Below are 17,977 nucleotides of genomic sequence, written 5' to 3'. Positions count from 1 at the left end.
GGATTATATCACTGCTTAATCGGTTTACGTGAGTTAATTTTGATTGGATGCCAAATGAGTACTAGCGATCTCATGAGTGCCATGCCCGAAAACTCCATAGTAGTTCGCATAAATTTGCTTTATGCTATGAACCACAAGCACTTCACCCTAACGATTCATGATGAATTTTAAGCCTTATATCAACACTGCACCATCCATTTTTGGCAAAATGTCTGCCATTGCTAAAGCGCATAATGCGATTAACTTCACCCAGGGCGCCCCTGACTTTAAAACACCAGATTGGCTAATGGAACGCCTTGAATACTACACAAGATCTGGATTTAACCAATATGCGCCAATTCCAGGAACCCTTAGCTTACGAAAAGCTATAGCACAGAAGATTAAGGCGTGCTATGACATCACAACAGTTCCAGAGGACAATGTTTCAATATGTTCAGGCGCCATTGAAGCAATATTTGCCCTTATCAGTGCAGTGATTAACAAGGGCGATGAAGTCATCTATTTTGATCCCGCTTTTGATGCGTATCCTGCCATTGTGGCATTCAATCAGGGAGTTAGCCGTCGCATCCCTGTACAGGAAAATGCCGACATTAACCTTGAACTTTTAGCGCAGAGCATCAACGATAAAACAAAATTAATCATTCTCAATTCACCCCACAACCCCATGGGCGGAGTCATTACTCATGCACAATATCAAGCCATTGCACACCTGATCAGGGGCAAAGATATTCTCGTTTTAAGCGACGAAGTGTACGAGCATATATATGCTGGCGAATCATACACCAGTGCCTTACAAATTCCTGGTTTAAAAGACAAGCTGATTGTCGTGCAGTCCTTAGGTAAAACATACAACCTGACTGGTTGGCGTTTAGGCGCCTGTATTGCCCCTAAACAAATTATAACTACCATTAATGCAGTCAAGCAATTTACAAGCTTTGGCGCACCTCACCCAATGCAGTTGGCGTTAGCCGATGGGATAAATGCACATCCTGAGTATTGGCAAGAATTACCTAAGCTTTATCAAACACAACAGCAAAAACTCGTCGACGGTTTATCTAGCAGCCGCTTTAAGCTCCTTCCCTGGTCAGGATCACCTTTTCAAATTCTTGACTATAGTGCGGTTTCAAATGAAGATGACTTTACATTTTGCCAACGCTTAATCCAGGAATATGGCGTTGGTCTTGTGCCGATTTCGTCACTATACGAAACACCAAAACAAGGCTTGGTACGCTTATGTTTTGCAAAGTATGATGATGCGTTATTAGAAGGGGTAAAGCGATTATGTCAAGTTTAAAAGTAGCAGTGATTCAATCAGATCTCGCCTGGGAAGATAAAACAGCAAATTATGCACATTTTGAGAAAGTGATTAGCAGCATAAACCCTTGCGATTTAATCGTATTACCCGAAATGTTTAACGTTGGTTTCACTCCCAATCTGGCAATTGCGGTCACTGATCAAAATGAGATCATCACCTGGCTTATGCAGCAAGCACAAGCTAAAAATGCGGCAGTCACTGGCAGTGTCGTTGTTTTAAATGATGCCCAAAAACCTGTTAATCGCCTTTATTTTTATCACGCCAGGAGGTGGCATATGGCATTATGATAAATGCCACTTATTTGTTTTATCCGATGAACACAAATTGCTCGATGCGGGCAATAAACGTGTGATCGTCACCTATAAAAATTTCAGAATTCTGCTGAGCATCTGCTTTGATCTACGTTTTCCCGTCTTTAATTGCAATAATAATGACCATGATCTCTTACTCAACGTTGCCAGTTGGCCAAGTAAACGACGCAAGCACTGGGGTTCACTTTTAGTTGCACGCGCTATTGAAAATCAAGTGTATGTTGTTGGATGTAACCGCGTTGGCACAGATGGTTTAGGATTTGATTACAGTGGCGACAGTCTATGCGTTCATTTCGACGGTGAGATCATGGCGAAGCTTCCACCTAAAACCCAAGGTGTGCTGTGTCATGAGTTTGATAAGCAAGCCTTAAATGAATATCGTGCTAAATTCCAGGTGCTCGCCTCACAAGATAAATACTCACTCCAACTCAACCAAGTCTAAATATCCCAAACTTAGCAATTGTAAGCTACCACTGTTGGTGCTAGAATGCGCGACGAATTGTCACGATCTGGCAGCTTGGTGCTTTTTGTGGAAAAAGTATGATATAGATTCCGATTGCCTTTGCGTCGTTTTTTTGCTATAAAGTTGCCCCTTGAGAATTTAACAATTATAACTATTTTAATTTACAGCAATTGACTGGAGGATAACATGTCTAGAGTTTGTATGGTCACAGGCAAACGCCCACTAACGGGCAATAAAGTGTCGCACGCGCAAAATAAAACCAAGCGTCGCTTCTTACCTAACTTACATTCACACCGTTTTTGGGTTGAAAGTGAAAACTGCTATGTTCGTTTACGTGTAAGCTCAAAAGGTATGCGCATTATCGATAAAAAAGGGATCGATTTTGTTCTGGCTGATCTTCGTGCCCGCAACGTAAAATTCTAATTCATTTAACAGTTTAGGAGTAAATTAACATGCGTGATAAAATCAAATTAGTTTCAAGTGCAGGCACCGGTCATTTTTATACAACGACCAAAAATAAGCGCACCATGCCAAACAAAATGGAAATCAAAAAGTTTGACCCCGTTGCTCGCCAGCACGTGCTTTACAAGGAAGCCAAAATTAAATAACCATTGAATTAGACTATTCTCTATTTATTATAACCCACACTATCGTTTCATCTTTTGCAATACGCCCCACACAATGCGTCATTATGAGCAAAGCTATTGTCAATGCCCAAAATAAATCTATTAAAAACCCAAACTTTGGTGTTGCAATTTAGGAAATAGTTGTTAATATGTGTCGCAGTTGACGCGGGGTGGAGCAGCCTGGTAGCTCGTCGGGCTCATAACCCGAAGGTCGTTGGTTCGAATCCAGCCCCCGCTACCAACCAAAATGATTTTAAAAGATTGCGGGCCCTCATGGGCCCTTTTGTTTTGCTGAATAAAAGGGACTCATCGTAGTCCTTTTTTTATATCCCAAGGGGTGTATTGGAATGTTAATTGACCAGTTAAAAGAGCTTATTGCGCCAGAAGTGGAGAGCCTTGGCTTTATTTTATGGGGTATTGAAATGGATGCCTATTCCACAGATACCGGCAGAATGACCTTACGCATATTCATCGATCATGAAGAAGGTGTTTCTATTGATGACTGCCAGGAAGTAAGTCAGGCAGTAAGTGCAATTCTAGACGTCGAGGATCCCATTAGCACGCCTTACGCTTTGGAAGTTTCTTCCCCTGGGATTAATCGCCGTGTATTTAATGTGACACAAGCGAAAGCTTTAGAAGGCTTTGAGGTGAAAGTGCAACTGCATCACGCAACAGAGAATAATCGTCGCCGATTTAAAGGGGTTATCCTATCAGTTGAGAATGAACAGATTTTAGTTAAAACGGAAGAAAGTGAAGAAATTCGTTTTGACTTCCATAACGTTGAGAAAATGCGCGTTGTGCCAAAGTTTTAATCATTTAGTTTCGATATAGGTGAGGGTTATGAGTAAAGAATTACTGTTAGTTATTGAAAGTGTTGCAAATGAGAAAGAAGTCTCAAGAGATTTGCTGTTTCTAGCGATGGAAGAAGCGTTGGCAATGGCAACTAAAAAACGCTTTGAAGAAGGGGCAAAGATCGTCGTCAGGATTGATCGCAAAACAGGAGAATATGAGACATTTCGGCAATGGCAGATCGTAGGAGAGGATCACGAAATTGAAAATTATGCCGCTGAACTTTACGTCGATGTAGCACAGGAAAAAGGTCATAAGGTTAGTGTGGGCGACATACTGGAAGAACCTGTTGAATCTGTTGAATTTGGACGTATTGCCGCGATGACTGCTAAGCAGATCATTATGCAAAAAGTGCGTGATGAAGAACGCCGCCTCATGGTATCAAGATTTCGCGACAAGGTTGGCAAGATCGTTTATGGTGAAGTTAAACGCGCAACACGTGATTTCTTAATTATTGACTTAGGCAATGATGCGGAAGGCGTGTTACCAAGAAAAGAGCTGTTGCCAAAAGAAAATTATCGCTTAAATGATAAGTTGCGTGCGTGTATTTTGCGTATTGATGATGATATTAAAGGTCATCAAATTATTCTGTCACGCGCGAATAAAAGAATGTTGCACGCACTCTTGATCCTTGAGGTTCCCGAAGTTGCAGAAGAGCTGATGGACATCGTGGGCATTGCACGCGACCCAGGGTCTCGCGCCAAAGTAGCGGTTAAATCCAATGATAAACGCATTGATCCTGTGGGTGCCTGTGTGGGGATGCGTGGCTCACGCATCCAGGCGATTACCAATGAATTGCAAGGCGAACGTGTTGACATTGTTCTATGGGATGATAACCCTGCACAATTTGTGATTAATGCGCTATCCCCCGCTGAGGTGACTTCGATTGTCCAGGATGAAGATAAGCAATCGATGCAGGTAGCAGTCAAAGAAGATCAGTTATCGCAAGCCATTGGTAAAAATGGACAAAACGTACGCTTAGCGACAGCGCTCACTGGCTGGCATATTAATGTTATTGCCAACACCCTCGCAGAAAAGGCACAACAGGAAGAAGAGCAAAAAAACATGCGACTATTTATGGAGTCGCTAGATATTGACCAGGACATTGCAGAAGTGCTGATTGAAGAAGGTTTCACCAGTCTTGAAGAGGTTGCCTATGTTGCCCGCGAAGAAATGCTTGAAATAGAAGGCTTTGACAATGAAATTTGTGAAGAACTCCAGGCGCGTGCGAAAACGGCATTGATTTCACAGGCATTGGCTGCTAATAAGCCTGCAGAAGACCTGCTTGCGATGGACGGCATGACCGAAGCATGGGCAAACACTTTAGCAAAAAAAGATGTGATTACGATGGATGATCTGGCTGAGTTAGCAGTGGATGATTTACGTGAAATTATTTCCATTTCCGAAGAACAAGCTGCAGCATTGATTATGACTGCGCGTGCACCTTGGTTTGAGAAGGATAATGAGAAGTAGGAGAAATGTGATGGCAGAGATAACGGTGGCGCAATTAGCCAAATTAATTAAAATTGATGAAAACGTGTTATTGGAGAAATTTGAGCAATCTGGAGTCCATAAAAAAAGCATTAACGCTCTGGTTAGTGATGCTGAAAAAAACCAGTTGTTAAGCTTTATTCAAGGAGGTACTACAGAGAAGAAATCAGCAGTTACCTTACAAAGAAAAACAACGAAACAGTTAAAAGTTGCGGGTAATCGCAAGGTCAACATTGAGGTGCGTAAGAAGAAAACCTTGATTGCACCAACAGCCAAAGAAGGATCTGATGTCCATGACAAGGCTCTAGAGTTCGAAGCTTCCACAACAGATGAATCAGTAACTCATGTCGCGGTAAAACATAACAAACCTTATGAACCTTTAGCGAAGGAAGCCATAGAAACTAAATGGAACGATGACCAGTCATTATCCGTATCAGGATTTACAAATGCAGAAGATGTGGCAAAAGTCGATAAGATAACACCTGAAAATAAACCTATTCCTAAGCCCAAGAAACCAGTCAAGGAAAAATCCGTAGTCTCTTCTGGATCCGAAGAACAGTCTAGTGGCAAGGTTGAGATAAAAATGACAACTAAACCCAAAAACAGTGGTTTCAACATTACGTCAAGACCAGAGCCAGTAGTTACCGAAAAAGAAAATATAGGGGACGGCGAGGTCAAAAGCGCACACAAAAAAGTGCTGGAAAAACCCAAGAAAAAGGTAGACGAGGAAGAAGAAGAGGCTTCACGTAAGTCACAGAAAAAAGTGAAATCAACCACAAGCAAGAAATCGTCACGCACCATCTACTCCGCTGAAGATGATGATGAAGGCTTCTCTCGTAAATCATTAAAGCCTAAGAAGTTGCAGCTTAATAAAGTGAAAACTCAGCAGTTTACCAAACCCGTAGAAAAAGAAACCCGACAAGTGGTTATTTTTGAAGGGATTACGGTCAACGAGCTTGCACAAAAAATCGCAGTTAAGGCGGCCGAGCTCATTAAAGTGCTTTTCAAAATGGGCGTGATGGCAACTATTAACCAGCCTCTGGATCAAGAAACAGCCATTTTAATTGTCGAAGAGTTTGGACATGAATATACCTTGCATAAAGAAGATACTTTAGAGGGAACCGTAATTGTTGATTCCTCTAATCAGGAATTGATGCCAAGAGCCCCTGTCGTGACGATTATGGGACACGTCGACCATGGCAAGACCTCGCTGCTGGATTATATTCGCAAGACTCGTGTGGCAGTTGGTGAAGCAGGTGGGATTACTCAGCATATTGGTGCTTACTCAGTAACAACTGCAAAAGGGCAGATTACTTTTCTTGACACCCCAGGACATGAAGCGTTCACGGCAATGCGCGCACGCGGAGCAGGGAGTACTGATATAGTCGTACTGGTCGTTGCCGCAGATGACGGGGTGATGCCGCAAACAAAAGAAGCCATTCAACATGCGCGTGCCGCAGGAGTTCCAATTGTGGTTGCCGTCAACAAAATGGATAAACCAGAAGCTGATCCAGATCGTGTCAAAACGGAGTTATCCCAGCTGGATGTAATTTCTGAGGCATGGGGAGGAGATACAATGTTTGCTCATGTCTCAGCTAAGTCTGGTCAGGGGATTGATGAGCTGTTGGATGCGGTGTTACTGCAAGCCGAGGTACTTGAACTTAGAGCGGTCAATAAAGGCTTTGCCAAAGGTGTTGTCCTTGAATCACGCCTGGATAAAGGGCGTGGCGCTGTCGCTTCTGTCTTAGTGCAAAGTGGTGAACTAAAGCAGGGTGATATTATCTTGTGCGGAACAGAATATGGTCGTATTCGCATGATGATGGATGATCTTGGTCAAAAAATTAATACCGCAACACCTTCAATGCCTGTCGAGATTTTAGGACTCTCAGGCGTCCCTAATGCAGGGGATGAAATGGTTGCTGTGAAAGATGAGAAAACGGCGCGTGAGGTTGCTGAGCACAGATCACAAAAGAAAAAAGAGGAGCGTTTGAAACAACAGCAAGCAGGTAAACTATCAAGCTTGTTTGATCGGATGGGTGAGTCTACTGGCGAACGTCAAACACTAAACGTCATTGTCAAAGCGGACGTTCAGGGTTCAGTTGAGGCGATTCGTGAATCATTAATTAAGCTATCAAATGATGAGGTCAAAGTGGATGTTATTGCCGCGGGTATCGGTGGGATTACCATCTCTGATGTATCTTTGGCAGTTGCATCCCAAGCTGTGCTGTTTGGGTTTAACGTACGAGCTGACGCTACGGCTAGAAAACAAGCAGAAACCGACAGCATTGAACTTCGTTACTATAGCATTATTTATGATCTTATCGATGATGTGAAACAAGCAATGTCAGGGATGTTATCTCCTGAACTTAGAGAACAGATTATTGGGGTTGCTGAAGTGCGGGATGTGTTTAGATCTTCCAAGTTTGGTGCAATTGCAGGCTGCATGGTAATTGATGGCGTCATTAAGCGTCATAACCCAATTCGCGTGCTGCGTGATCAGGTCGTTATTTATGAAGGGTCATTAGAGTCTTTGAAACGATTTAAAGATGATGCGTCTGAAGTAAAAAAGGGTCTGGAGTGCGGTATCGGGGTCAAAAACTACAATGATGTCAAAGCAGGGGATCAGATCGAAGTATTTGAAACGATTGAAATTAAAAGAGAGATGTAACCATGGCAACTAGTTCACGTGTTGAGCGTGTTGGTGATGAAATTCAGAAGATAATCGTGTCTTTGTTATCAACGAAAATACGCGATCCTCGCTTACAATGGATTTCCATTACCGGTGTTGAAGTATCAAAAGATCTCTCTTATGCCAAGGTATTTTTTTCCTCACTAAATACTGAAATAAACCCCGAGCAAATGATCAAAGCATTTGATGCTGCCAAGGGTTTTTTTCGCAGTGCTTTGGCCAGGGAATTACGCTTACGTGTCGCTCCAGACCTGCGATTTTTTTATGATGATTCGCTGGCATATGGGAACAAAATGAATTCATTGATTGAGAAAGCGCGCAATGAAGATGCACAATTTATTCAACATGATGAGTCCAATACAGATGATCATCAGGATAATGAGGATGAGTAAGTTGGGTGATGCTAAAAGTGCCATACAACAGATTAAAGACAAAAACTATGCGGAAAAATACTTTAGCAGCAATAAACCTGTTTATTTGATCGGCATAAGCTTCGACTCACATGCGCGTAATGTGGTTGATTTAGTGTCTGAGTCGTTTTGATGCGTAGGGGTGAAAAATATTTTGCCCCTACAATGTGATTAGTGAATTTAAATGTTAAATTTTTAATGCTAAATGCTGAGTGCCACGAGTTTTAAAATCCGCTTTCCTTGACAAAAAAGATTAAAATATGTCGCGTGATATAGGAAGCTATCGATATGCTATCAACTGTAATAAATGCTTTGCCACGCACCACATTTTCCAGGGGATAGCCCATAGGGGGACTCACTTTGAGAGAAATAATAAAGGTATTGATATTTGGGATAATTTGCTGCTCACTATTTTGCGTTACAGCAATACTGCCACCTAAGTTTGAAGCGTGATAAGCGCCAAGGGGAGCCGAAGATCTGATAAAACGATTTTCGGCGTGGTCTTGATTTAAGGTATAAAGCTCGTTGACATTGTGCTTTGATAGATTTGAAATACCGACCTGAAGGTTCGGAAGATCAATATTTTCGGGAATAAACTGACCTTGTTGATCCTCCTGCAATCTCTCATAGTCAGCACTACTTGGATAAGCATGCAAAATAACCGTATCTTTATTCACCAGTATCATCATCGCCTGGCGTTTTTTAACCCAGGCATTGGGACGCATATCTTCTGAAAGCGACTCAATGACACCAGAAAAGGGGGCTTTGACTATAAGACTTGCCTTTTTCTCACGAAGATATTGAAGCTCCGTTTGATTATATCTTAGGGTGCTTTTGAGTGTTTCCTGCTGTTGTAAATCTTTCTGAAAATGAGCAATATTGCGTAATTGCCATTGTACTTCTTCGATCTGATTAGGGTGCCTCGGGCCTCATGATAGATTTTGTATATCCATACACAAAATCGAATCGGCTATCCTCGGCGGTATAAATTTTGCCCGGGCCGTCCGCCTCCTCGGCATGTCCTCACAAATTCGCTACGCTCATTCCGAACGGACAACACTCCTCCGATTCTACTCTACGCCTTGGGTAAAAGCTGTTTCACAGACTTCGCTCTGGCGCCTGCCGTCCGCCTCCTCGGCATGTCCTCACAAATTCGCTACGCTCATTCCGAACGGACAACACTCCTCCGATTCTACTCTACGCCTTGGGTAAAAGCTGTTTCACAGACTTCGCTCTGGCGCCTTCGGCACGTCGCTTGCTGATCAACAGCGCAAGGCTACCCGGGTCTACTCGCCCTCGCGTTCCGCTCTCCATGGCTCGCAGCGACCGTGTTTTTTGAATCCTAAAGTCAAGCTCAGGGGATTCAAGGATTACTAAGACATCGCCTGCTTTAACTTGTTGCCCTTTTTTTACTCTAACGGTTTTTACTTTGGCAGGGAGCTCACTAAAGAGCGTCTGGCTTTGATAGGATAGTGTGGCAGGCATGCTGACGGTGGATTGCCATGGAATAAACAACACACCCAGGAGTACAACGAGAGTCACGCTTAAAATAACGGTATTTCGGTTTAAACGAACGTTCGCGCGCATGTCATACCACACCTTAAGCTCACGACAGATAGGCAGCAAAATGAAATAGATGATTTCAATCGCAAATAGAACGATGCCGAGCATCTTAAAGAATAAATAGTAAACCAGGATAGCAATACTCAAAAAAAGTACAAATCGATAAATAAGTGTAGCGACGGCGTATAGCATCAAAATTTTTTGCTTATGTGCTGTGAAGGCTTCTGGTGCTGGATCTTTGAAGCCGAACAAAAGTTTACGTAAACGCCAGCGCATAAGCGCAAAGCTTCTGGTTTGCAAATTACGCATGGATAAAAGATCAGAGAGAACATGATAGCCATCAAAGCGTAAAAACGGACTGATGTTAATGAGCAGCGTGGTTAAAAGGCTATAGGTAGCAAGAAAAAAACAGATACTTTTTAATGCCCCATCAGGTAAGAAAAGCCACAACCAGATAGCGATGATAGCGATATACACTTCCATCATAATACCCGCCAGAGCTATGGTAATGCGCTCTTTAGGGGATTTGATCTGCCAGCTTTCCTGGGTATCGGTATAAAGCATGGGAAACATGACAAGAAAAGCCACCCCCATGGAGGGAATATTAAGCCCATATTTCTTACTCATGAGCGCATGCCCAAACTCATGAAAACTCTTGGCGCACACCAAGGCAATGGCATAGAGCAAAATATATTTAAAGGATAAAAATGCAAAGAAGGTATGGGTAAACTGTGTCCACTCTCTCATTAAAAGGATAAGCCCCATAAGCGCAAAAAAAAGCATGATCAATGCAAAGCTTTTCGTAAAAATAAAGCGCGTATACGGGTAGATTCTATCTAAAAAGTCGTTCGGATGCACAAGGGGAATCCTGAAAAATAAATAATTTTTCGCGAGATACAGGAAAAAATTCAGTTGCTTACCATGCTGCTTTTGATAGAGCTTTTGCATAGTTTCCACATTTTGCTCAATAAGACAATTTGTCGACAAAAAATGCAATATTTTTACCAAATCTTCTTCTGTTGCCTCTACCAATGATTCCTTTTTAAGCTTGATGAGAAACTCAGTTGGTGCAATGGCTTGCCAATGCCTCAATATTTCATATTCCTTCCAACCCAAATGAAAAAACTGAGCGCTGACTTTGTCGTGAATGATCCAGGTGGGTCCACCATTAAAATCCTGTCCTCCTTCTTGCAGATGAATATCCTCACGCAATGGGGGAAGAAAGGGTGGTAATTTATTCATACTGACTAACATGGTCTACCACCCCGTAAATTGCCTGAAACTACTGATTGGCTTTCTAAACAAGTAATAAAACAGACTGACATTATTCCCGATGATTTTTGCCGTTCCCTGGCTACCAATGCGCGGAGCACTTTGATTTCGGTCAATACTGGCAATGATTTGGTAAGCCAAAATGTTGGAATTCACGATCGCTGCCTCAAAGCTGCTGTATTCAATCGTACCCAAAACAGGGTTTAAGGGATCAGCATTTAAAAATAGTTTCACCTTGTCACCTGGGTGGAAAAAAATAGCGTGATCCACTGGCAGCGATATCTCAATTTCGACTCTATTACTATCTGCGATCTGCATGATATTTTCACCTGTTGACACGGGTTTGCCTATCCATCTGTTTTTATTATCAAGTACAATAATTCCTGCAACTTCAGCTTTGACATCGGCTTCCTGCAGCAGATGGCTTGTGTAATCGACCTCCAGTTCCTTTTCACTGATTTGTGCCTGCAATACCTTGATTTCTGCGCGTTTTTTCACGTCCTCAAAACCACTTTGAATTGCCGTTTTATACTTGGCAACCGCGGTGGCAAGCTCACGCTTAGCAAGCTCACTAGCGTTCTTAAGATCACGCTTATCCATACTAAAGAGTAAATCCCCCGCAACAACCGTTTGGTCGGGGAATACCTCTATTTTTTCAATCACCCCCTCCATAGGAACTGTGACAATAAAGGGATCCTTGGCAATAATGGAAGCTGGAGCAACTGTCGTCTCTGGCACCCTGACCAGCATCAATAGCAATGCGATCAATACGACCGCCCAGACAATGGCACGTTTCAAGGTGAAATAAAACAGCAGTTTATGCACAAGCTTACTTGGATGAGACAGCCTTTGCCAGCTTTCCTGGTACGCCTCAACAAGCCACTCCAGCTGTTTGGTGGTTTGTTCATTAAACCCATCTGTTGAGGAAAGAATCATGCCACCTGAGATGCGTTGATGACGGTCTTTAAAAAAATACAGCAGTAGCTTGTCACTCAAATTATCAGGCCAAAGCTCCGCCAATTTATCCGACACCTCACTGTGTTTAATGATTAGGGTGTCGCTGGTGGTTTTATATGATTTCAGGATCAGCGAAATAAAATGATCGAATTTAATCTGATAGTCACTATGGCGATCAAGCTGTGTTACCCCCGAAACGGATAGCACATGCGGATGATCCCAGTGATTGACTGACCACACGATGGCTCGATCATAGTCGATAACTGATTTGGTTTGATGACTGATAAAGAAGGCAAGCTCACGAAGTTTTTTAATTTTATTCAGCGCCTGCTGTATGGATAATAAGTTCAGCAAAACATCCTGCACGATCATGATCCTTTCGTATTTGTCATTAAATCGGAATTGATATGCGCTTCACTCACTGAAGTTATGCACTTTTGCTGGTTTTGAAGACTACCCCGTCCGCTTTGCGTCCACCCCTTCACCAGTGAAGGGGAATTAAGCGACACGCATTCCCCAAATTCCCCTTCACTGGTGAAGGGGTGCCGAGCCTGCGAGGCGGGGTAGTGCAGCGAAAGTGGGTAGCTCCAATCATTAACTACCGACATAATATCCTGAGGTAGCAAAGAACTCATTATACCTGGACTTTTAGCTGATTCGTTAATTGGAGAATTAACTTCAAATTGCGCAACACCACTCATTCCTGCAAAAAGCCCTGTATTATTTTGCAGCCTGCCATAAATTAAGGCAGATTGACTGGCAGGATCAATACGATCGACAATTTGTGTGACGACTCCATGAAAGGTCTTGTCTAGGCTAAACTCATCAAGGTGCAACTGGAAAGAAGAGCCAATATGGATGTCCTTCAGCCAAATAGAAGGGACATAGATTTCCACTTCCAAGGACTGATTGTTCACAATCGTCAGTAGCGGATCCCCTATTTTTACCGTCTCATGCGCATTAACCTCTTGTACAATGGTCTCACCATCATAAGGGGCTGTCAGTTTGCATTGCTTTTCTTTGAATTGTAATAAGCGCACTTGTGCTATATTACGTTCATGCTCACCTTCTGCCTTAGCCACTTCCAGATTACTCGCCGAATTCAACTTCCTCAAATCCTTGGTGCTTTTTAACACCGCTTCACTCAACTTGAAATCCGCTTTGGCTTTATCCAGCTCTAACTGTATTTCTTCACAGTCAAATGCGATCAACACATCGCCTTTTTTAAAAGTTTCTCCTGGACGAAAGAAGATATTCTCAATGCTGCTTGCTAGTTTGCTCGAAAGCGTTGCTTCATTGACTGCGGTAAGGGATGCGTAAGCACTAAAATTTTTTTCATCTGCCGTGAGGAGGTTCGCAGCAGAAATTGAGAGCGGCAGAAAACCTACAGCACAGAGGATGAATGGGAGAACACGTGTCATCATTGGAAACCTCCTTGTTAATGTTTTTTGTTACTGGAGTTGCGTACTTTTACTGCACTACCGCTCGGAGGAGGCTACTGCACTACAGCAAAATAACCTCTAATCTGCTTTGCGACGCAAGAAAGTTGGGATGTCCAAATATTCACCACTCGCTTCAGCAGTCGTTTTTTGCTCTTTGTCATTCTCTAACACTTCCATTGAAGGCGCTTGGCGCTTTAATATGTTAGATGAATTAAAAGGACTGTTTTCACCAATTTTTGGCTGTTGCTGAAATGAGACGGGTTGGCGTGAATACGGGCTTGCTGCTTTGTGAATACCACCAGCCAAAGCCACCTTGTCCACATTTGTTTCAAGACCTGTAACCACAATAGTGACACGTAGCTCATCTGACATCTCTGAATCGATGACCGTACCAACAACAACCGTCGCTTGATCTGAGGTGAAGGCTTTGATCACATCACCCACTTCTTCAAACTCACCAATTGACATATCCATGCCTGCAGTGATATTGACAAGCACACCTTCTGCCCATGCCAAATTTACATCCTCTAATAATGGGCTTGCCACTGCCGCTTCTGCCGCTTGACGCGCGCGATTTTCACCTGTCGCTGTCGCTGTTCCCATCATCGCAACGCCCATGGCTGACATCACCGTTCTGACATCAGCAAAGTCTACGTTGATAAGACCTGGACGTGTAATTAATTCAGCAATTCCCTGAACCGCACCTTGAAGCACACCATTGGCTGCTTTAAAGGCGTCAAGAAGGCTGATGTTTTTACCTAAAACACTCAATAATTTAGCATTAGGAATAGTGATCAAAGAATCCACACTTTGTGATAACTCACTAATGCCATACTCGGCCAGTTGCATTCTACGGCGCCCTTCAAAAGGAAAAGGCTTAGTAACGACTGCAACGGTTAAAATACCCATCTCTTTGGCAACTTCAGCGATAATTGGAGCTGCTCCTGTGCCTGTACCACCACCCATTCCAGCCGTAATAAACACCATATCCGCACCTTCTAGTGCCTGTTGAATACGCGAACGATCTTCCTGAGCCGCACGTTTACCAACTTCAGGATTAGCGCCCGCACCAAGTCCTTTTGTCAGTTCAGTACCAATTTGAATCACATGACGTGCACTGGAATTTTTAAGGGCTTGGGAGTCAGTATTGGCACAAATAAACTCAACTCCTTCAATATTTTGCGATAACATGTGTTCAACCGCATTACCGCCACCGCCACCAACACCAATAACCTTGATCACCGCGTTATCTGTTAGCGATTCTGAAATTTCAAACATCTAAAATTACTCCTTTACTGTAATATTTAAGCTTTAAATCTAAACTAAAAGTGCTTGCCAAACCAGCCTTTCATCTTGCTCCACATGCCTGATGTTTCGACCACATCATCGTAGGCAAGCTGCCCTTCTTCCAGCTGCATATGACTATATTTTATTAATCCCACACCTGTAGAGTGTACGGGGTTATGTAACACATCCTGAACGCCTGTAATATTAGTTGGTCCACCAATGCGCACAGGAACTTTAAAAATCTCTTCCGCCAGCTGCGCAATACCCTTCATTTTGGCGGCTCCCCCAGTTAAAACAATCCCTGCCGAAATCGCTTCCAGCAGATTATTTTTATCTAAGGCTTCATAGACAATGCCAAACAGCTCTTCAGTTCTGGCTTCAATCACGCCCGCTAAAGTTTGCAAAGGTACGCGTCGCGCCAAACGATCTGCAAGACCTGGAATTTCAATCGCATCATCTGATTTCACAAGATTACTCATTGAGCAGCCATACTGAATTTTAATCCGCTCAGCCGTATCGGTTGCCACACGTAGCGCATGGGCAATATCACTCGTAATCTGACTTCCTGCGATCGGAATAACCGAAGTGTGTTTGATCGCACCTTCAACAAAAACAGCCACATCAGTTGTGCCGCCACCGATGTCGATCAAGCATACACCGAGCTCTTTCTCGTCATCTGTCAGTACGGCATAGCTTGAAGCAAGCTGCTCCAGTACAATATCCTGCACCTTAATACCACAACGGTTGACACATTTTTTAATGTTTTGGGTGGCGCTTGATGAAGCCGTAACCATGTGCACCTTAGCTTCCAAACGGACCCCTGACATCCCCAACGGCTCTTTTATGCCATTGTGATTATCAATCATAAAGTCTTGATATAGAATGTGTAAAATCTCCTGATCCGCGGGCATCGGCACGGCCTTTGCTGAATCGATCACTCGATCCAAATCTTGCTGAGAAACTTCTGAACTCTCAATCGCCACCACCCCGTGCGAGTCAAAACTACGGATATGGCTTCCTGCGATTCCAATATAGGCTTCTTTGATATTAAATCCACACACATCCTCCGCCTCTTGAGCCGCTTTTTGAATCGCTTTCACAGTAGCATCAATGTTGACAATCACACCCTTTTTGAGCCCCTTTGAAGGTTGTGTGCCAATCCCAATAATATTGATCTGCTCATCTTCATTGACTTCAGCAACCAGAGCAACAACTTTCGAGGTTCCGATATCAATGGCACACAGTATCTTTTTTTCCACGATTCCAGACATATTCTAAATACTCATTTTCCTGTTTTAGCATTGCACTATAGGTTTTGCACACGCTTGTTTTTCAATCAGAAAACACAGTAGGACTGGAAAAACAGTCATTTTCTACTTGGTTCAACGATCTAAAAACGACAACGACGCCACCCTGCCCCAAGGTTTTAATAAACTGCGCCCACTGTACCATAAATTCAATAAAACTGAATCTTGCTTACACCGTAAACTTGATATTTTTTGGCTTTACCAGGATTTCCACCTCAAAGGGCGTATTTAATACGCCCCTGCGTTTATTGGCATGGGAAAATAATTCTCCCAAGCGTGTCGGTGTGAGTAATCAGTGTCACACCGACAGCTCACACTTAGTGATAGACAGAAACTCTATCAAAGCTATTTTTTTACACTTGCAGTATTCCTGTTTTCCACGCCATCAGGCGCAAAACCAACGGCAAAACCACTATGATAGCGCATGTCTACACTCATTAGTTTTTGCCCTTTTGGAACTTCTATATTTTGGTAGTTGCTTAGCAAGTCACTCAACTTATTTTCTACATCCACATCGCCTAACCATACCTTTACACCTGTATTTAAACCGACTTGCCATTGATTCCCCTGATACTTGATGTCCATCAGCTCAAAACGATTCTGCCTGGCGATCTTTGCTAAGACCTGGTACTTGTCAGCAATAATCGCTTTATTTTCCTCATCTCCAGAAAATATGGGCAATGCGGTCTTGGCAGTAAAGTATTTGGGTGCGATGATCTCACCATTCTCCAATAAAATCTGGCTCTGAGAATTCCAATAAGCTTTGGGTTGATATTCTGTTAGTTCAAGCGTCAGTTGATCTGGCCATTTTTTTTGGACCTTTATCGCTTTAATTCCAGGATAGGTCTTCAGTGCCGACTCAACCTCACTCACTCTGAGCTCCCACCAGGTTTCCTGTTGAAATGGCTTAATTAAGTTGATAATTTGGGGTTTGGAAATATAATCCAGCTCTCCTTTAGTCAGAATGTTCACCTTTTGCAGATGCACGCTACTTTCCTTAAAGATGTAACGCACTCCTGCCAATGGAAGCACGACCATGAGGACAAGACACGTGATCTTTAGATATAACCTGAGCTTCATAGAGAACTTTCGAGTATTTTTAGCACCAGGGTTTCAAAATCCCAACCATATTGCTGTGCAGCCTTTGGGACTAAACTTAAATTTGTCATCCCAGGCACCGTATTAACCTCGATCAAGTAAAGCTTATTTTGTGGCGATAACATGAAATCCACTCTCCCCCAACCACGGCAACCAACGATGTTAAAAGCCTTTAATGCAATTGCTTGAGTCTCTTCTTCGAATGCTTCACTAATTCCACTGGGGCAGTGATAACAAGTCCCTGCTTCCTTAGTATATTTTGCCTCGTAGGTATAAAACTCAAGCTTCGGCTCAATCCAGATCGATGGCAGCGCTATCCCATTAACAATAGATACTGTTAGCTCTTTTCCCGTAATCCATTCTTCTGCCATTACCTCACCATATTGGCAGGCATCCAGGTATGCCGCTTCAAGCTCATCTTGACTCTTTACCTTATGCGTCCCAACACTGGATCCCTGACTTGTGGGCTTAATTGCCAGTGGAAATTTAAGTCCTGAAATATCAAGTCTTTGATCAATAATTTTTGCTTTCGGGGTGAGTAGCCCCTCTATCTGCCAAAGCTTCTTGGTTTTTATTTTATCCATCGTCAGCGCACAAGCTAAGGCATTGGCACCGGTATAGGGAATCTCTAATTCATGCAATAACGCCTGCACATGACCATTTTCACCGTCACCCCCATGAAGCATAATCAAACAGCGATCGACATTTGCCATGAGCAGTTTTGTCACCAGGGCTTTGCCTGAGGCATCAATCGCTATCACCTCAACACCTGCTTTTTCTAAAGCAGCAATTACTGCTGCTCCCGAACGCAGTGATACTTCGCGCTCAGCAGAGTTTCCGCCGTATAGCACAGCCACTTTCCCAAACTTATGTTTTAAATCAGACATGCAATTGCTC

The 17,977-nt window shown here is 43.0% G+C and carries 16 protein-coding genes, 1 tRNA gene and 1 pseudogene; 10 read left to right on the top strand and 8 right to left on the bottom strand.

The genetic code is table 11. The features are described 5' to 3' along the window. The first annotated feature begins 157 nt into the window (after positions 1 to 157). The 10 genes and pseudogenes from CU053_RS01595 (at position 158) to CU053_RS01550 (ending at position 8,287) form a co-directional block, all read left to right on the top strand. The gene (locus CU053_RS01595) at positions 158 to 1,294 is read left to right on the top strand and encodes an aminotransferase class I/II-fold pyridoxal phosphate-dependent enzyme (RefSeq protein ID WP_100550570.1); all 1,137 of its coding nucleotides are present in this window, start codon (positions 158 to 160) and stop codon (positions 1,292 to 1,294) included. Continuing rightward, a pseudogene (locus CU053_RS01590) lies at positions 1,282 to 2,068 on the top strand (amidohydrolase). Before CU053_RS01595 ends, CU053_RS01590 begins: the two are co-directional and overlap by 13 nt. A 207-nt stretch (positions 2,069 to 2,275) precedes the next feature. Then, positions 2,276 to 2,512 (top strand): 50S ribosomal protein L28, encoded by a 237-nt coding sequence (rpmB, locus tag CU053_RS01585; RefSeq protein ID WP_100550571.1) that lies wholly within the window; start codon positions 2,276 to 2,278, stop codon positions 2,510 to 2,512. Positions 2,513 to 2,541: 29 nt separating this feature from the next. Continuing rightward, complete coding sequence (gene rpmG, locus CU053_RS01580; protein WP_100550572.1) at positions 2,542 to 2,697, top strand: 50S ribosomal protein L33; 156 nt, start codon at positions 2,542 to 2,544, stop codon at positions 2,695 to 2,697. A gap of 182 nt (positions 2,698 to 2,879) precedes the next feature. Continuing rightward, positions 2,880 to 2,956, top strand: a tRNA-Met gene (locus tag CU053_RS01575). Positions 2,957 to 3,062: 106 nt separating this feature from the next. Next, positions 3,063 to 3,527 (top strand): ribosome maturation factor RimP, encoded by a 465-nt coding sequence (gene rimP / locus CU053_RS01570; protein WP_100550573.1) that lies wholly within the window; start codon positions 3,063 to 3,065, stop codon positions 3,525 to 3,527. 28 nt (positions 3,528 to 3,555) lie between these two features. Further along, positions 3,556 to 5,037, top strand: coding sequence for a transcription termination factor NusA (gene nusA / locus CU053_RS01565; RefSeq protein WP_100550574.1), 1,482 nt, complete (start codon positions 3,556 to 3,558; stop codon positions 5,035 to 5,037). A 10-nt stretch (positions 5,038 to 5,047) separates the two neighbouring features. Then, positions 5,048 to 7,723 carry a translation initiation factor IF-2 gene (gene infB / locus CU053_RS01560; RefSeq protein WP_100550575.1) on the top strand — a complete coding sequence of 892 codons (2,676 nt, stop codon included), beginning with the start codon at positions 5,048 to 5,050 and terminating at the stop codon, positions 7,721 to 7,723. 2 nt (positions 7,724 to 7,725) lie between these two features. Beyond that, positions 7,726 to 8,136, top strand: coding sequence for a 30S ribosome-binding factor RbfA (gene rbfA / locus CU053_RS01555; RefSeq protein ID WP_100550576.1), 411 nt, complete (start codon positions 7,726 to 7,728; stop codon positions 8,134 to 8,136). Further along, positions 8,129 to 8,287: a PD-(D/E)XK nuclease domain-containing protein gene (locus tag CU053_RS01550; protein WP_158106918.1), complete on the top strand. Its 159-nt coding sequence runs from the start codon at positions 8,129 to 8,131 to the stop codon at positions 8,285 to 8,287. The genes rbfA and CU053_RS01550 overlap by 8 nt, the downstream gene beginning before the upstream one ends. 91 nt (positions 8,288 to 8,378) lie before the next feature. On the opposite strand, the gene CU053_RS01545 is transcribed toward CU053_RS01550, so the two are convergent. The 8 genes from CU053_RS01545 to CU053_RS01510 all read right to left on the bottom strand — a co-directional run bounded on the left by CU053_RS01545 (position 8,379) and on the right by CU053_RS01510 (position 17,967). Next, positions 8,379 to 8,927, bottom strand: a complete 549-nt coding sequence (locus tag CU053_RS01545; RefSeq protein WP_267901792.1) for an HlyD family efflux transporter periplasmic adaptor subunit — start codon at positions 8,925 to 8,927, stop codon at positions 8,379 to 8,381. 424 nt (positions 8,928 to 9,351) lie between these two features. After that, positions 9,352 to 10,959 carry a site-2 protease family protein gene (locus CU053_RS01540; protein WP_158106917.1) on the bottom strand — a complete coding sequence of 536 codons (1,608 nt, stop codon included), beginning with the start codon at positions 10,957 to 10,959 and terminating at the stop codon, positions 9,352 to 9,354. Between the two features lie 15 nt (positions 10,960 to 10,974). After that, entirely contained in the window at positions 10,975 to 12,312 is a 1,338-nt protein-coding gene (locus CU053_RS01535) for an efflux RND transporter periplasmic adaptor subunit (protein WP_158106916.1), read from the bottom strand. Between the two features lie 2 nt (positions 12,313 to 12,314). Next, positions 12,315 to 13,370, bottom strand: a complete 1,056-nt coding sequence (locus CU053_RS01530) for an efflux RND transporter periplasmic adaptor subunit (RefSeq protein WP_100550581.1) — start codon at positions 13,368 to 13,370, stop codon at positions 12,315 to 12,317. 96 nt (positions 13,371 to 13,466) lie between these two features. Next, positions 13,467 to 14,666, bottom strand: a complete 1,200-nt coding sequence (gene ftsZ, locus CU053_RS01525) for a cell division protein FtsZ (protein ID WP_100550582.1) — start codon at positions 14,664 to 14,666, stop codon at positions 13,467 to 13,469. 44 nt (positions 14,667 to 14,710) lie between these two features. After that, complete coding sequence (gene ftsA, locus CU053_RS01520) at positions 14,711 to 15,946, bottom strand: cell division protein FtsA (RefSeq protein ID WP_100550583.1); 1,236 nt, start codon at positions 15,944 to 15,946, stop codon at positions 14,711 to 14,713. A gap of 381 nt (positions 15,947 to 16,327) precedes the next feature. Beyond that, positions 16,328 to 17,062 (bottom strand): cell division protein FtsQ/DivIB, encoded by a 735-nt coding sequence (locus CU053_RS01515; RefSeq protein ID WP_100550584.1) that lies wholly within the window; start codon positions 17,060 to 17,062, stop codon positions 16,328 to 16,330. Then, complete coding sequence (locus CU053_RS01510) at positions 17,059 to 17,967, bottom strand: D-alanine--D-alanine ligase (RefSeq protein WP_100550585.1); 909 nt, start codon at positions 17,965 to 17,967, stop codon at positions 17,059 to 17,061. The genes CU053_RS01515 and CU053_RS01510 overlap by 4 nt, the downstream gene beginning before the upstream one ends. Positions 17,968 to 17,977: the final 10 nt, after the last annotated feature.

Origin of the sequence: Caedibacter taeniospiralis (genome assembly GCF_002803295.2) — a bacterium.
In the GTDB taxonomy this organism is placed as follows: Bacteria; Pseudomonadota; Gammaproteobacteria; order Francisellales; family Francisellaceae; genus Caedibacter; species Caedibacter taeniospiralis.
This window is presented reverse-complemented; position numbering and strand designations above follow the sequence as displayed.

Bases quoted from the DNA above. Each gene is read 5' to 3' on its own strand.
- CU053_RS01595 (WP_100550570.1), top strand. From the start codon at position 158: ATGATGAATTTTAAGCCTTATATCAACACTGCACCATCCATTTTTGGC.
- rpmB (WP_100550571.1), top strand. From the start codon at position 2,276: ATGTCTAGAGTTTGTATGGTCACAGGCAAACGCCCACTAACGGGCAAT.
- rpmG (WP_100550572.1), top strand. From the start codon at position 2,542: ATGCGTGATAAAATCAAATTAGTTTCAAGTGCAGGCACCGGTCATTTT.
- rimP (WP_100550573.1), top strand. From the start codon at position 3,063: ATGTTAATTGACCAGTTAAAAGAGCTTATTGCGCCAGAAGTGGAGAGC.
- nusA (WP_100550574.1), top strand. From the start codon at position 3,556: ATGAGTAAAGAATTACTGTTAGTTATTGAAAGTGTTGCAAATGAGAAA.
- infB (WP_100550575.1), top strand. From the start codon at position 5,048: ATGGCAGAGATAACGGTGGCGCAATTAGCCAAATTAATTAAAATTGAT.
- rbfA (WP_100550576.1), top strand. From the start codon at position 7,726: ATGGCAACTAGTTCACGTGTTGAGCGTGTTGGTGATGAAATTCAGAAG.
- CU053_RS01550 (WP_158106918.1), top strand. From the start codon at position 8,129: ATGAGTAAGTTGGGTGATGCTAAAAGTGCCATACAACAGATTAAAGAC.
- CU053_RS01540 (WP_158106917.1), bottom strand. From the start codon at position 10,959: ATGAATAAATTACCACCCTTTCTTCCCCCATTGCGTGAGGATATTCAT.
- CU053_RS01530 (WP_100550581.1), bottom strand. From the start codon at position 13,370: ATGATGACACGTGTTCTCCCATTCATCCTCTGTGCTGTAGGTTTTCTG.
- ftsZ (WP_100550582.1), bottom strand. From the start codon at position 14,666: ATGTTTGAAATTTCAGAATCGCTAACAGATAACGCGGTGATCAAGGTT.
- ftsA (WP_100550583.1), bottom strand. From the start codon at position 15,946: ATGTCTGGAATCGTGGAAAAAAAGATACTGTGTGCCATTGATATCGGA.
- CU053_RS01515 (WP_100550584.1), bottom strand. From the start codon at position 17,062: ATGAAGCTCAGGTTATATCTAAAGATCACGTGTCTTGTCCTCATGGTC.
- CU053_RS01510 (WP_100550585.1), bottom strand. From the start codon at position 17,967: ATGTCTGATTTAAAACATAAGTTTGGGAAAGTGGCTGTGCTATACGGC.